13 protein-coding genes are annotated in these 12,702 nt (G+C 67.4%); 12 read left to right on the top strand and 1 reads right to left on the bottom strand.

Annotated elements, in window-relative coordinates:
* Nucleotides 1-42 precede the first annotated feature (42 nt).
* Nucleotides 43-690 carry a flagellar basal body P-ring formation chaperone FlgA gene (flgA, locus tag Q9R17_RS18490; RefSeq protein WP_308158384.1) on the bottom strand — a complete coding sequence of 216 codons (648 nt, stop codon included), beginning with the start codon at nucleotides 688-690 and terminating at the stop codon, nucleotides 43-45.
* 162 nt (nucleotides 691-852) lie between these two features.
* Between flgA and Q9R17_RS18485 the strand changes: the two genes are divergently transcribed.
* From Q9R17_RS18485 to flgL, 12 genes are all read left to right on the top strand, one after another.
* Nucleotides 853-1,797, top strand: coding sequence for a chemotaxis protein (locus Q9R17_RS18485; RefSeq protein ID WP_308156035.1), 945 nt, complete (start codon nucleotides 853-855; stop codon nucleotides 1,795-1,797).
* A gap of 149 nt (nucleotides 1,798-1,946) precedes the next feature.
* Complete coding sequence (gene flgB, locus Q9R17_RS18480) at nucleotides 1,947-2,342, top strand: flagellar basal body rod protein FlgB (RefSeq protein ID WP_308156034.1); 396 nt, start codon at nucleotides 1,947-1,949, stop codon at nucleotides 2,340-2,342.
* Between the two features lie 3 nt (nucleotides 2,343-2,345).
* Nucleotides 2,346-2,753, top strand: a complete 408-nt coding sequence (flgC, locus tag Q9R17_RS18475; RefSeq protein WP_308156033.1) for a flagellar basal body rod protein FlgC — start codon at nucleotides 2,346-2,348, stop codon at nucleotides 2,751-2,753.
* A gap of 24 nt (nucleotides 2,754-2,777) precedes the next feature.
* Nucleotides 2,778-3,464 (top strand): flagellar hook capping FlgD N-terminal domain-containing protein, encoded by a 687-nt coding sequence (locus Q9R17_RS18470; protein ID WP_308156032.1) that lies wholly within the window; start codon nucleotides 2,778-2,780, stop codon nucleotides 3,462-3,464.
* Nucleotides 3,465-3,495: 31 nt separating this feature from the next.
* Nucleotides 3,496-4,719, top strand: coding sequence for a flagellar hook protein FlgE (gene flgE, locus Q9R17_RS18465; RefSeq protein ID WP_308156031.1), 1,224 nt, complete (start codon nucleotides 3,496-3,498; stop codon nucleotides 4,717-4,719).
* 32 nt (nucleotides 4,720-4,751) lie between these two features.
* Entirely contained in the window at nucleotides 4,752-5,501 is a 750-nt protein-coding gene (locus Q9R17_RS18460; protein ID WP_308156030.1) for a flagellar basal body rod protein FlgF, read from the top strand.
* 102 nt (nucleotides 5,502-5,603) lie between these two features.
* Nucleotides 5,604-6,389, top strand: coding sequence for a flagellar basal-body rod protein FlgG (gene flgG / locus Q9R17_RS18455; protein WP_308156029.1), 786 nt, complete (start codon nucleotides 5,604-5,606; stop codon nucleotides 6,387-6,389).
* 22 nt (nucleotides 6,390-6,411) lie between these two features.
* Nucleotides 6,412-7,104: a flagellar basal body L-ring protein FlgH gene (gene flgH, locus Q9R17_RS18450; protein WP_308156028.1), complete on the top strand. Its 693-nt coding sequence runs from the start codon at nucleotides 6,412-6,414 to the stop codon at nucleotides 7,102-7,104.
* An 83-nt stretch (nucleotides 7,105-7,187) separates the two neighbouring features.
* Nucleotides 7,188-8,294: a flagellar basal body P-ring protein FlgI gene (locus Q9R17_RS18445; RefSeq protein WP_308158383.1), complete on the top strand. Its 1,107-nt coding sequence runs from the start codon at nucleotides 7,188-7,190 to the stop codon at nucleotides 8,292-8,294.
* Between the two features lies 1 nt (nucleotide 8,295).
* Nucleotides 8,296-9,486, top strand: a complete 1,191-nt coding sequence (gene flgJ / locus Q9R17_RS18440; RefSeq protein WP_308156027.1) for a flagellar assembly peptidoglycan hydrolase FlgJ — start codon at nucleotides 8,296-8,298, stop codon at nucleotides 9,484-9,486.
* Between the two features lie 8 nt (nucleotides 9,487-9,494).
* On the top strand, nucleotides 9,495-11,375 hold the full coding sequence (gene flgK / locus Q9R17_RS18435; RefSeq protein ID WP_308156026.1) for a flagellar hook-associated protein FlgK: 1,881 nt from the start codon (nucleotides 9,495-9,497) through the stop codon (nucleotides 11,373-11,375).
* A complete protein-coding gene (gene flgL, locus Q9R17_RS18430) occupies nucleotides 11,372-12,574 on the top strand; it encodes a flagellar hook-associated protein FlgL (RefSeq protein WP_308156025.1) in 1,203 nt (400 codons plus the stop codon). Before flgK ends, flgL begins: the two co-directional genes overlap by 4 nt.
* The last annotated feature ends 128 nt before the right edge of the window (nucleotides 12,575-12,702 follow it).

Raw genomic sequence — 12,702 nt, 5'->3', positions numbered from 1 at the left:
ACGGCTGCAGAGCCGTGATCTTTAGGGATTTTTTCAATTCTTTCAACGCGCCACGATTACGTCACCGTCAGCACCGACCGTGCCCTGCACGACCTTGCGGGTGGACAGGTTCTCCACCGAGACGCGTTCATTCTGTCCGGCATCGCCAAGGGCGCGCCCGGCAACCCGGACTTCCACACTGCCCCGCCGGGACACCAGTGCCACACTGTCTCCGCGACGGATGAGACGTTGCGCGACCAGATCACTGCTCGACAGCAGCGAGCCGGCCTGCAGCGGCCGTCGTGCCACCCGGCCGATGGCCACCGCCGGATCGGCCAGCACCGCGCCGGCGATCCGCGCGGCATCACGCCGTGCTGTGGTGATATCGGCAGCAGCCAGGGTTTCTCCAGCCCCGATGCCACGGGTCAACACCAGTACATCCTGGTTGCGCCGCACCTTGACCGGCACGAACAGGCGCCAGCCACCGGTGTCCGGGCAGCTCACTTCCACCGTGGTATTGGCGGTGGGCTGGGCCAGCAGGGGCTTGGCGCACGCGGTCATGCGCAGCGAATCGGCGACGATGGCCTCGCCCTCACTGCCCTTGGGCAATGTGGACAGGGCGGCCGCGCGGATGCTGTCCACCGGCTGCCACCCGCCTGCCGCGAACACCGGTGCGGCCAGCGCCAGCAGCACGGACGTGGTGAGGCGGATGGCGATGCAGGGAAAGGAAGGCATGTGGCCTCCAGGCAAGGGGAATCGACGGGCAGTGGTGCAAGGGGTGTGCCAGAGAGGGACAGGGCCGATGCCACTCCTCCCCCACCCCCGCCTGCTGCAGCCCTCAAGTTCCCCTGCCCCGGCGCCGATACAGCAGCCATGTCCCATGACCTGCTCAACCGGATCGACCAGCGCACGCGACTGGCCGGCCACAATCGACTGGCGCTGCTGCTGTTCCGCCTGGGCGGACGTCAGCTTTTTGGCGTCAACGTCTTCAAGGTGCAGGAAGTCCTGCGGCGCCCGGAGCTGTTCCAGGTGCCCGGGCTGCCCAGCCAGTTCGCCGGCGTGGCCGACGTGCGTGGCCGCTCGGTGCCGGTGCTGGACCTGGGCCTGGCGATCGGGCACCCGGAACGGGAGCCGGACGCGGATACCGCGCCGGGCTACCTGGTGGTGACCGAGTTCAACCGCTCCATCCAGGGTTTCCTGGTCAGCGGCGTGGAACGCATCGTCAACATCGCCGTGGAAGACATCCATCCGCCACCGGAGCTGGGCGCCGAATCGAGCTACCTGACGGCGGTAACCCGCTTCCAGGGCGAGCTGATCCAGGTGATCGACGTGGAGAGCGTGCTGGCTGATATCGCCCAGCTGCGTGGCGAGGCCGTGCTGGACCCGGCCATGGCGATGCCCGCCGATGCGCCGCAGCTGCAGGTGCTGGTGGTGGACGACTCGCGCGTGGCACGCCAGCAGATCCGCAGCGTGCTGGACCAGCTGGGCGTGGGGGCAACCCTGCTGTCCGATGGCCGCCAGGCGCTGGACCACCTGCTGCAGATCCATGCGTCGGGCGAGAACCCGGCCGAGCGCTATGCCATGGTCATCTCGGACATCGAGATGCCGGCCATGGACGGCTACACGCTGACGACGGAAATCCGGCGCCACCCGGGGCTGGCCGGCCTGTACGTGCTGCTGCACACCTCCCTGTCGGGCGTATTCAACAACGCCATGGTCGAGCGCGTGGGCGCCAATGCCTTCGTCGCCAAGTACTCGCCGCACGAACTGGCCGACTTCGTGCTGGACCGCCTGCGCAAGGTGGCGATGGCGGCCTGATGGCCGCCGCGGGGGATCCCGCCGGGCACGGCCCGGCACCGGCATGACCTGCCCCACCCCCTGGGCCACGCCCGGCGCGGCGTAACGGCGCCCGTCCCTTTGGCACATCCCTTGCACCACCCCGGGCAACGTTCCCGTGGGAGTGCACCGTGCGCAACCTGATCACCGATTACCTGGGCGTGCATGCCCAGGCCATGCCGTTGCGCGAACAGCGGATGAAGCTGATCGCCAGCAACCTCGGCAATGCCGACACCCCCGGCTACAAGGCCCAGGACCTGGATTTCGATGCCGCCCTGCGCAATGCCCAGGGGCTCAATGGCAACGGTCTGATGACCACCACCCATGAGCAGCACTACAGCATCAGCACCGGCCTGAACCCGTTCCAGGTCGCGCGCGAGGGCGTGCAGCCCAGCATCGATGGCAACACCGTCGACCCCGATGCCGAACGCGCCGCCTATGGCCGCGCCGCCCTGGAATACCGCGCCTCGCTGAGCTTCGTCGAAAGCAAGGTGCGTTCCATGCTCACCGCGATCACGGGGCAGTAAGCCATGACCAACCTGCCGATCTTCGACATCGCCGGCAAGGCGATGCAGGCGCAGTCGGTGCGCATGAGCACCATCGCCTCCAACCTGTCCAACGCGGACACCGTGGCCGGTTCGGCCGAGGCGGCCTACAAGCCGCTGGAACCGGTGTTCCAGGCCGTCACCAGCCGTGAAGACCCGAACATCACCACGGTGAAGGTGAAGGAAATCAACCAGAGCCAGGCCGCGCCGATCAAGCGCTACGAGCCGGGCCACCCGCTGGCCGATGCCAATGGCTACATCTACCAGCCGGACGTGGATCCGGTAGCGCAGATGGTCAACCTGATCTCCACCTCGCGCAATTACCAGGCCGGCGTGGAAATGCTCACCACCGCCAAGGAACTGGCTCTGGCCACCCTGACCATGGGCCGCTGAGCGGCCGCCTGACCGGATACGACCATGACCACCGCCGTCAACAACCAGACCAACCAGGACGTCTACGCCGCGCTCGGCCTGAACGGCCCCAACAGCAACAACAAGAACAAGAAGAAGGACACGCTGGACCAGGCCGACTTCCTGCGCCTGATGACCCAGCAGCTGCAGCACCAGGACCCGCTGAAGCCGATGGACAACACGCAGATGGTCGCGCAGATGGCGCAGATGTCCACCGTGCAGGGCATCACCGACCTGAACAAGACCGTCAAGGGTTTCCAGGAATCGATGGCCAGCGACCAGGTGCTGCGCGGCGCGGCGCTGGTCGGCCACAACGTGCTGGTGCCCTCGCCGAAGATGGTGCTGGGCAAGGAAGGCGATGTCAGCGGCGTGGTCGCGGCCCCGTCGGCCGGCTTCGTCACCGTCGACATCACCGACGACAAGGGCAACAAGGTCACCCAGATCAGCGTGGAGGCCAAGGCCGCCGGCGAAGTCACGTTCAAGTGGGACGGCAAGGATTCGGCCGGCAACCGCATGCCGGCCGGCGACTACACCGCCACCGCCAAGCACACCGACGCGGCGAACAAGGAAACCAAGCTGTCCACCTACATGCAGGCGCCGGTGGAAAGCGTGACCGTCGGTTCCGATGGCCTGTACCTGAACCTCAAGGGCCTGGGCACGGCCCCGATGAGTTACGTGCTCCGCGTCAGCTGAGCCTCACACCCGCATCCACCAGGAGCATCCCATGGGCTTCAACGTCTCCCTGTCCGGCATCAATGCCGCCAATTCCGACCTGAGCGTGACCGCCAACAACGTGGCCAACGTCAACACGGTCGGCTTCAAGCAGTCGCGTTCGGAATTCGCCGATCTGTTCTCGGCCACCAGCTACGGCCTGTCCAGGAACCAGGTCGGTTCGGGCGTGCGCGTCTCGCAGGTGGCCCAGCAGTTCATCCAGGGCAACAACGAGCAGACCGGCCGCGGCCTGGACCTGGCCATTTCCGGCGAAGGTTTCTTCACCCTGAACATGAACGGTCAGCGCGTGTATTCGCGTGCCGGCAACTTCGGCACCGACCCGGAAGGCTATGTGACCAATCCGCAGGGTGCGCGCCTGCAGGTGTTCGCACCCAGCGCCGATGGCACCAAGTTCGATTCGGGCCGCCTGGTCGACCTGCGCCTGCTGACCACCGACAGCCCGCCCAAGCAGACCACCAACGTGCAGGTGGCCTTCACCCTGCCGGCCAACGCCAAGCCGCCGACCGTGAACCCGTTCGACCCGGCCGATTCCAACAGCTACAGCCAGTCCAGCGGTGGCATCACCGTGTTCGACTCGCTGGGCGTGAGCCACACCCAGGTGTCCTACTTCGTCAAGACGGCCAACGCCAACGAATGGACCGTGCACAACTACGTGGATGGCCAGGCCGTGGGCACGCCCACCACGCTCACCTTCAACGGCAGCGGCGCGCTGACCAACCCGGCCAACGGCAAGATCCCGCTGGGCACCTTCGCACCGGGCACCGGCGCCGGCCAGCTCAACATGACCCTGGACATCACCGGTTCGACGCAGTACGGCGAGAAGTTCGCCCTGCGCAACACGCACCAGGACGGCTATGCCGCGGGCAAGCTCAATGAAATCACCGTCTCGGAAACCGGCGTGGTGTACGCCCGCTATTCCAATGGCGATGACAAGGCGCTGGGCCAGGTGGCCCTGACCAACTTCAACAATCCCCAGGGCCTGGAGCAGAAGGGCAACAACGTCTGGGTGGAAACCTTCGATTCGGGCACGCCGCGCACCGGCGCACCGGACAGTTCCAACCTGGGCAAGATCCAGGCCGGCGCGCTGGAGCACTCCACCGTGGACCTGACCGAGCAGCTGGTGAACATGATCGTGGCCCAGCGCAACTTCCAGGCCAACGCGCAGATGATCACCACGCAGGACCAGATCACCCAGACCGTCATCAACATCCGTTGATGAGCCGCTGACCGCATCACGGAATCCCCGCCATGGACAAAGCCCTCTATGTGGCCATGACCGGTGCCCGCGCCTCGCTGCAGGCACAGGGTACGGTCTCGCACAATCTCGCCAACACCGATACCCCCGGCTTCAAGGAGGCGCTGGCCAACACCGAAGCGTTCCCGGTCCGTGGGCAGGGCTTTGCCTCGCGGGTGGATGCACTGCACGTCGATGCCGGCTTCAACCGCCGCATCGGCGCGCAGAACATCACCGGCAACCCGCTGGACCTGTCGCTGCAGGAAGGCAGCTGGCTGGCGGTGCAGCCGCCCGGCGGCGGCGAAGCCTACACGCGCGGCGCCGCCCTCTCGCTCACCCCCAATGGCCAGCTGGTCACCGGCGGCGGCCATCCGGTGCTGGATGACAACGGCAACCCGATCGCCATTCCGCCGCACCAGGCGATGGAGATCGGCAATGACGGCACGATCTCGATCATCCCGCTGGGCGAAGGCCCGCAGACGATGGCGATGATCGGCCGCATCCGCGTGGTCGATGCGCCCAATGAACGCCTGGAACGCGGGCTGGATGGCCTGTTCCGCAACACCACCCCGCAGCAGCCGTTCGCCCAGACCCAGGGACGCTCCGTGCAGAGCGGGCAGCTGGAAGGCAGCAATGTCGATGCGGCCGGTGCGCTGGTGCAGATGATCCAGCTGCAGCGGCAATACGAAATGCAGGTGAAGGTGATCAAGCACGGCGACGAGAACGCGCGCAGCGCCAACACGCTGCTGCGCCTGGGCAGCTGACGGAATTCCGGCACCTGCCGCCCGCGCCGCTGGCACGCCGCTTGCACCCGTTGAATTGAAGGCCGCACCCCGCGTGCGGCACCCGCAGAAAGGAACCTGAAGATGAACCAGGCATTGTGGATCGCGAAAACCGGACTGGATGCGCAGCAGATGCGCATGTCGGTGGTTTCCAACAACCTCGCCAACACCAACACCACCGGCTTCAAGCAGGACCGTGCCAGCTTCGAGGACCTGCTGTACCAGCAGGTGCGCCAGCCCGGCGGTTCCTCCTCGGCGCAGACGCAGCTGCCGACCGGCCTGCAGATCGGTACCGGCGTGCGCGTGGTCGCCACGGCCAAGAACTTCGAACAGGGCAGCCAGCAGCAGACCGGGCGCGCCATGGACGTGATGGTCAATGGCCGCGGCTTCTTCGAAGTGCAGATGCCCGATGGCAGCTCGGCCTACACCCGTGACGGCTCGTTCAAGCAGAGCCCGGAAGGCCAGCTGGTGACCAACAGCGGCTACCCGGTGCAGCCGGGCATCCAGATTCCCGAAGGCGCGCAGTCGCTGACCATCGGGACCGACGGCACCGTCAGCGTAAAGATGGCCGATGGTGCCGCCTCGGTGGAAATCGGCGCACTGACCCTGACCGATTTCATCAACCCCGCGGGCCTGCAGGCCCGGGGTGAAAACCTGTTCGTGGAAACCACCGCCTCCGGCCCCGCACAGAACGGCAACCCCGGCCTGAACGGCCTGGGCACCGTGGTGCAGGGCTCGCTGGAGGGCAGCAACGTGAACGTGGTGGAAGAACTGGTGTCGATGATCGAAACCCAGCGCGCCTACGAAATGAACGCCAAGGCGATCTCCACCACCGACGCGATGCTCGGTTACCTCAACCAGAACGTCTGACCGCGCCTGACTGGAGCCCGCCATGCTTTCCCTCCCTTCCCTCGCCCGCCTCTCCCTGGCCGCTGCGGCCAGCGCCGTGCTGGGGGGCTGCGTGGTTGCCGGCGATGTGCGCCCGTACCCGGCGATGGCCCCGCTGGAACCGATCAGCCCGCCGCAGGCCCAGGCCACCGCCGGGGCGATCTATGCCGCCGGCCCGGGGCTGCAGCTGTACGGCGACCGGCGCGCGCGTGATGTCGGCGACCTGCTGACCATCACCCTGCTGGAAAACACCACCGCCCAGACCAACGCGAACACCGCCACCAACAAGGAATCCACGCTCAACATCGGCTCCCCGTCGCTGTTCGGTGCGCCGGTGACCGTGGGCGGCCGCGACGTGCTCAGCGCCACGGCCAACGGCAAGCGTGGCTTCACCGGCAAGGGCAACAGCGCGCAGAGCAACCGCCTGCAGGGCAATGTCACGGTGACGGTGATCCAGCGCCTGCCCAACGGCAACCTTGTGGTGCAGGGGCAGAAGAACCTGCGCCTGAACCAGGGCGATGAACTGGTGCAGGTGCAGGGCATCGTGCGCCCGGCCGACATCGCGCTGGACAACACCGTGCCGTCCAGCCGCGTGGCCGAGGCCCGCATCGTCTATGGCGGCCGTGGCCCGGTGGCGCAGTCCAACGCCATGGGCTGGCTGAGCCGCTTCTTCAACTCGGCGCTGGCGCCGTACTGAGTGCTGACATGAGCGTTTCCTTCTTCCCTTTCCTGCAGCGACGCATGGCGTCGCTCTACCTGATGGGCGCCGTGCGGGGACCCATGGCGTCGCTCTACCGGGTGGCGTGCGTGCTGGCGCTGCTGGCGGTGATCGCCCCGGCCAGCGCCGAACGCATCAAGGACATCGCCCAGGTCGGTGGCGTGCGTGGCAATGCGCTGGTGGGCTATGGCCTGGTGGTCGGCCTGGACGGCAGCGGCGACCGCACCAGCCAGGCGCCCTTCACCGTGCAGAGCCTGAAGAACCTGCTCGGCGAGCTGGGCGTGAACGTGCCGGCCAACGTCAATCCGCAGCTGAAGAACGTGGCCGCCGTGGCCATCCATGCCGAGCTGCCGCCGTTCGCCAAGCCCGGCCAGCCGATCGACATCACGGTGTCCTCGATCGGCAACGCGGTCTCGCTGCGTGGCGGCTCGCTGCTGATGGCCCCGCTGCGCGGCGCCGATGGCGAGGTCTATGCGATCGCCCAGGGCAACCTGATCGTCGGTGGCTTCGGTGCCCAGGGCAAGGACGGCTCGCGGGTGTCGGTCAACGTGCCCAGCGTCGGCCGCATCCCCAACGGCGCCACCGTCGAGCGCGCCCTGCCCGATCCGCTGGCCAATGGCGGCGATATCACCCTGAACCTGCACAACAACGATTTCACCACCGTCGCGCGCATGGTCGCCGCGCTCAACAATGCCTTCGGTGAAGGCGCCGCCCGCGCCGTCGATGGCGTGACCGTGGCGGTGACCGCCCCGACCGATCCGGGTGCGCGCATCGGCCTGCTGGCCCGCATCGAGAACCTGGAACTGACCCCCGGCAGTGGCCCGGCCAAGGTGGTGGTCAATTCGCGTACCGGCACCGTGGTCATCGGCCAGCAGGTGCGCGTCGGCCCGGCGGCGATCTCGCATGGCTCACTGACCGTGACCATCCAGGAAAACACCAACGTCAGCCAGCCCAATGCCTTCGCCGGCGGGCAGACCGTGGCCACCCCGCAATCGACCATCACCGCCACCAACGATGGCAGCCGCATGTTCAAGTTCAACGGCGGCACCACGCTCGACGAGATCGTGCATGCGGTCAATGCCGTCGGCGCAGCCCCCGGTGACCTGATCGCCATCCTGGAGGCCCTCAAGCAGGCCGGCGCGCTGAGCGCCGAACTCGAGGTGATCTGACATGCGCATCCAACCGGCGCTGGAACTCAATCCGGCACAACGCAACGACCCGGCCAAGATCGACAAGGTCGCGCGCCAGCTTGAAGGCCAGTTCGCGCAGATGCTGATCAAGAGCATGCGCGAGGCCAGCTTCGGTGATTCGCTGTTCCCGGGTGAGAACCAGATGTTCCGGGAGATGTACGACCAGAAGATCGCCGCGGCGATGACCCAGGGCAAGGGCCTGGGCCTGTCGGCGGTGATCGCCCGCCAGCTGGCCGGGCAGCAGGGCGACGGCCCGGCACTGGACCCGCAGATCGCCCCGGCCAAGGCCAGCCGTGCCTATCAGCTCAATGCGCCGGCCGAACGCCCGCCGCTGCCGCTGGACGCTGCCGATGACCCGGTGCGGATGCTGCAGCAGATGGCCGCTGGCCCGCACGCCGGTGCTGCGGCGCCGGCCGAGCAGGCGCTGGACCTGATCGCCGGCCGCGAAACCAGTGCCCTGCACCGCTCGCTGGGTGCAACCGATCCCTACGCCGCACTGCCGGCGGCCGCCGAGGACTGGAGTACCGGCAGCGACCAGTGGATGGCCACCGCCAGCAACCGTGGCACCGCCGTGTCCGCGCGCGACGCGCTGGCCAGCAACGCGGCCGTGGCCGAGCTGGGCGCGCATACGCCGGAAGGCTTCGTGGCCAGCATCTGGCAGCACGCCAAGGCTGCTGCACAGGAACTGGGTGTCGATGCGCGTGCCCTGGTGGCCCAGGCTGCGCTGGAAACCGGCTGGGGCAAGCGCCAGATCAAGCATGGCGACGGCCGCAGCGCCCACAACCTGTTCGGCATCAAGGCCATCGGCTGGAACGGCGACAGTGCCATGGCCGGTACCCATGAATATGTCGGCGGGGTGCGCCAGAACGAGACCGCACGGTTCCGCGCGTACGGCTCGCCCGCCGAGAGCTTCGCCGATTACGTGCGCCTGCTGAAGACCAGCCCGCGCTACCAGCAGGCCCTGCAGGCCGGCACCGATGTGCACGGCTTCGCCCGTGGCCTGCAGCGCGCCGGCTACGCCACCGACCCCGGCTACGCCGGCAAGATCGCCTCGATCGCACAGGGCCCGGTGATCGACCGTGCCGTGGCCGCGATCGGCGATGCCGGTGCCCGCCTTGGCCAGACCTTCGCCAGCACCGCCAGCGCGGTCCTGGCCAACCAACGTCGTTAAGGAGTCCCATGTCCAGCGTCCTTTCCACGGGCACCAACGCCCTGCTCGCCTTCCAGCGCGCCCTGGCGACCACCAGCCATAACGTCGCCAACATCAATACGCCCGGCTACAGCCGGCAGAAGGTTGATTTCGCGACCGCCGATCCGCAGAACTACGGCTGGGGCGACGTGGGCAACGGCACCCGTATCGTGGACATCCGCCGCACCGCCGACCAGCTGGCCATCTCGCGCCTGCTCGACAGCAGCGGTGAACTGGCCCGGCTGAAGCAGCTCTCGACCATGGCCGACCGGGTCAACGACCTGTTCTCCGACAAGGCCACCAACATCGCCGGTGTCTGGTCGGGCTTCTTCGATTCGGTCAGCGGCCTGTCCTCCAATGCGTCGGCGACCGCCGGCCGGCAGAGCATGCTCGACGCCGGCAAGGCCCTGGCCAGCCGTTTCAGCCAGCTCAACAGCCACCTCAACAGCCTCAACGGCGAGGTCAACAACGGCCTGACCGGCGCGGCCACCGAAATCAACCGGCTGGCCTCGGAAATCGCCCAGCTCAACGGCACCATCGGCAGCAACGCGGCCAACGCCGCGCCGGACCTGCTGGACCGCCGTGACCAGCTGATCGCCAACCTGATCGGTTACACCGGCGGCACCGCGGTGATCCAGGACGGTGGCCAGATGAACGTCTACACCGCCGGCGGGCAACCGCTGGTGGTGGGCACGACAGCCTCCAAGCTCACCACCACGGCCGATCCGTACCAGCCCGAGCGCCTGCAGCTGGCGCTGCAGACCCAGGGCACTACCATCCGCCTGGACAGCAAGGCACTGGGCGGCCAGGTCGGTGGCCTGCTGGAATTCCGCGATACGGTGCTGACCCAGGCCCAGGCCGAGCTCGGCAAGCTGGCCGTCGGCCTGGCCGACCAGTTCAACCAGATCCACCACCAGGGCGTGGACCTGTACGGCAACATGGGCGGCGATTTCTTCAACCTGGGCAGCCCCCGGATCAACGCCAACACGTCCAACACCGGCAACGCCACCATCACCGCCAGCTACGGCGACCTGTCCAAGCTGGATGCGCAGAACATCGTGCTCAAGTTCGACGGCACCCAGTGGCAGGCCAGCCGTTCGGATACCGGCGCCACGGTGCCGATGACCGGTACCGGCACCGCTACCGATCCGTTCGTGGTCAATGGCGTGAAGCTGGTGGTCAACGGCACGCCGGCGGCCAACGACCGCTTCCTGCTGCAGCCCACCGCGGGCGTGGCCGGCAGCCTCGAACTGGCGATCACCGATCCGTCACGCATCGCCGCTGCAGCACCGGTCAAGGCCAGCGCGGCCACGGCCAACACCGGTACCGGCAAGATCAGCAACCTGCAGGTCACCAACGCCGGCAACCCGGCGCTGCGCAACCCGGCAGCGATCGTGTTCACCTCGCCCACCACCTACACCATCGACGGCGGCCCGCCGCAGACCTATACGCCGGGCCAGACCATCAGCGCCAACGGCTGGAGCTTCGTGCTCGACGGTGCGCCCAAGACCGGCGATACCTTCAACATGGCCGCCACCCCGGCCGGTTCGTCGGACAACAGCAATGCACTGAAGCTGTCCAAGGTGGAAGAAGCCAAGACCTTCAACGGCGGCACGGTCACCCTTGGCGGCGCACTGGGTGGCCTGACCACCCAGGTCGGTGCGGCTGCCCGCTCGGCACAGTATTCGCTGGACGCCCAGCAGGTGATCACCGACAAGGCCCAGGCCGCGCGCGATGAAGTGTCCGGCGTCAACCTTGACGAGGAAGCGGCCGACATGCTGCGCCTGCAACAGGCCTACCAGGCCGCATCGCAGCTGATCTCCACGGCCGACAACATGTTCCAGACCATCATGGGAGCCGTGCGCCGATGAGCAACCGAATCTCCACCGGCATGATGTTCAGCCAGTCGGTCTCGCTGATGATGTCCAAGCAGGCCAAGCTGAACCACCTCGAGCAGCAGATCGCCACCGGCAGCAAGATCACCTCGGCCAAGGACGACCCGGTCAACGCCGGTGCCGCGGTCGGTCTTGACCGTACCCTGGCCGCGCTGGACCAGATGAAGCTCAACGCCAACAACGTGCAGAACCGCCTGGGCCTGCAGGAAAACACCCTGGCCCGGGTCAACGACCTGATGGCCCGGGTCAACGACCTGACCCTGCAGGCCAGCAACCCGGCACTCAACGCCGCCGACAAGAAGGCGCTGGTGACCGAGCTGACCCAGATCCGTGACGGCCTGCTGTCGCTGGCCAATACCACCGATGGCACCGGCCGCTACCTGTTCGGGGGCACCCACGATGGCGACCCGCCGTTCTCGCAGGTGAACGGCAAGATCGTCTACACCGGCGACCAGACCCACCGCCAGGTGGAGGTGGGCCCGGATACCTACGTCAAGGACGCCCTGCCCGGCAGCGAGATCTTCCTGCGCATTCCCACCGGCGACGGCACGGTGGACGGGACCGCTGCGGCCGGCAATACCGGCAAGGCCGTGCTGACCAACATCACCCGTGATGGCAGCGGCAACTGGAACGGCCAGCCGTTCAGCGTCCGCTTCACCTCGGCCACCCAGTACGAAGTGGTCGATGGCGCCGGCAATGTCACCGGCACCGGCACCATGAAGGCGGGCGATGACCTGGTGATCAATGGCGTGCGGCTGCAGGTGGCCGGGGAACCCGCTGCCGGCGACAGCTTCAATGTGCACGCTGCCGGCAGCCGCGATGTCTTTGCCACCCTGGACAACCTGATCGGCGCCCTGGGGACCGACACCGGCACCCCGGCCCAGCTGGCCGCACAGCAGAACCAGCTGCAGGGGGCACTGCGCGATGTCGCCCGCGCGGCAGAGCGGATGATCGACTCCCGCGCGGCCGGCGGTGCCCAGCTCAAGGCGCTGGACAATGCCGCCGACATGCGTGAAGCGAACACCGTCACCCTGAAGACCACGCTGTCGACCATGCGCGACCTGGACTACGCCGACGCGTTGAGCCAGTACCAGCTGGAAAGCACGGCGCTGCAGGCCGCCCAGCAGCTGTTCTCGAAGATGCAGTCGATGTCGCTGTTCAACGTCATCCGCTGATTACCGGGCAAGGCCCGGGTCGGGTTCCCTTGAAGGCCGCGATGCCACGCATCGCGGCCTTTTTCGTGCCCGGCGTTGGGTAACGCCACGCCCTGCGTGACTGGGTGGGCTGCCGGTAACGCCTCATC

Origin of the sequence: Stenotrophomonas sp. 24(2023) (assembly GCF_030913365.1) — a bacterium.
GTDB lineage: Bacteria > Pseudomonadota > Gammaproteobacteria > Xanthomonadales > Xanthomonadaceae > Stenotrophomonas.
The sequence above is the reverse complement of the archived record's forward strand: the minus strand, read 5'-3'. Positions and strand labels throughout refer to the sequence as shown.

What these genes read in the sequence shown, in the direction of transcription:
- Q9R17_RS18445 (WP_308158383.1), top strand. Translation starts at nt 7,188, where the DNA reads ATGGCGTCGCTCTACCGGGTGGCGTGCGTGCTGGCGCTGCTGGCGGTG.
- flgL (WP_308156025.1), top strand. Translation starts at nt 11,372, where the DNA reads ATGAGCAACCGAATCTCCACCGGCATGATGTTCAGCCAGTCGGTCTCG.
- flgE (WP_308156031.1), top strand. Translation starts at nt 3,496, where the DNA reads ATGGGCTTCAACGTCTCCCTGTCCGGCATCAATGCCGCCAATTCCGAC.
- Q9R17_RS18485 (WP_308156035.1), top strand. Translation starts at nt 853, where the DNA reads ATGTCCCATGACCTGCTCAACCGGATCGACCAGCGCACGCGACTGGCC.
- Q9R17_RS18470 (WP_308156032.1), top strand. Translation starts at nt 2,778, where the DNA reads ATGACCACCGCCGTCAACAACCAGACCAACCAGGACGTCTACGCCGCG.
- flgC (WP_308156033.1), top strand. Translation starts at nt 2,346, where the DNA reads ATGACCAACCTGCCGATCTTCGACATCGCCGGCAAGGCGATGCAGGCG.
- flgK (WP_308156026.1), top strand. Translation starts at nt 9,495, where the DNA reads ATGTCCAGCGTCCTTTCCACGGGCACCAACGCCCTGCTCGCCTTCCAG.
- flgH (WP_308156028.1), top strand. Translation starts at nt 6,412, where the DNA reads ATGCTTTCCCTCCCTTCCCTCGCCCGCCTCTCCCTGGCCGCTGCGGCC.
- Q9R17_RS18460 (WP_308156030.1), top strand. Translation starts at nt 4,752, where the DNA reads ATGGACAAAGCCCTCTATGTGGCCATGACCGGTGCCCGCGCCTCGCTG.
- flgG (WP_308156029.1), top strand. Translation starts at nt 5,604, where the DNA reads ATGAACCAGGCATTGTGGATCGCGAAAACCGGACTGGATGCGCAGCAG.
- flgJ (WP_308156027.1), top strand. Translation starts at nt 8,296, where the DNA reads ATGCGCATCCAACCGGCGCTGGAACTCAATCCGGCACAACGCAACGAC.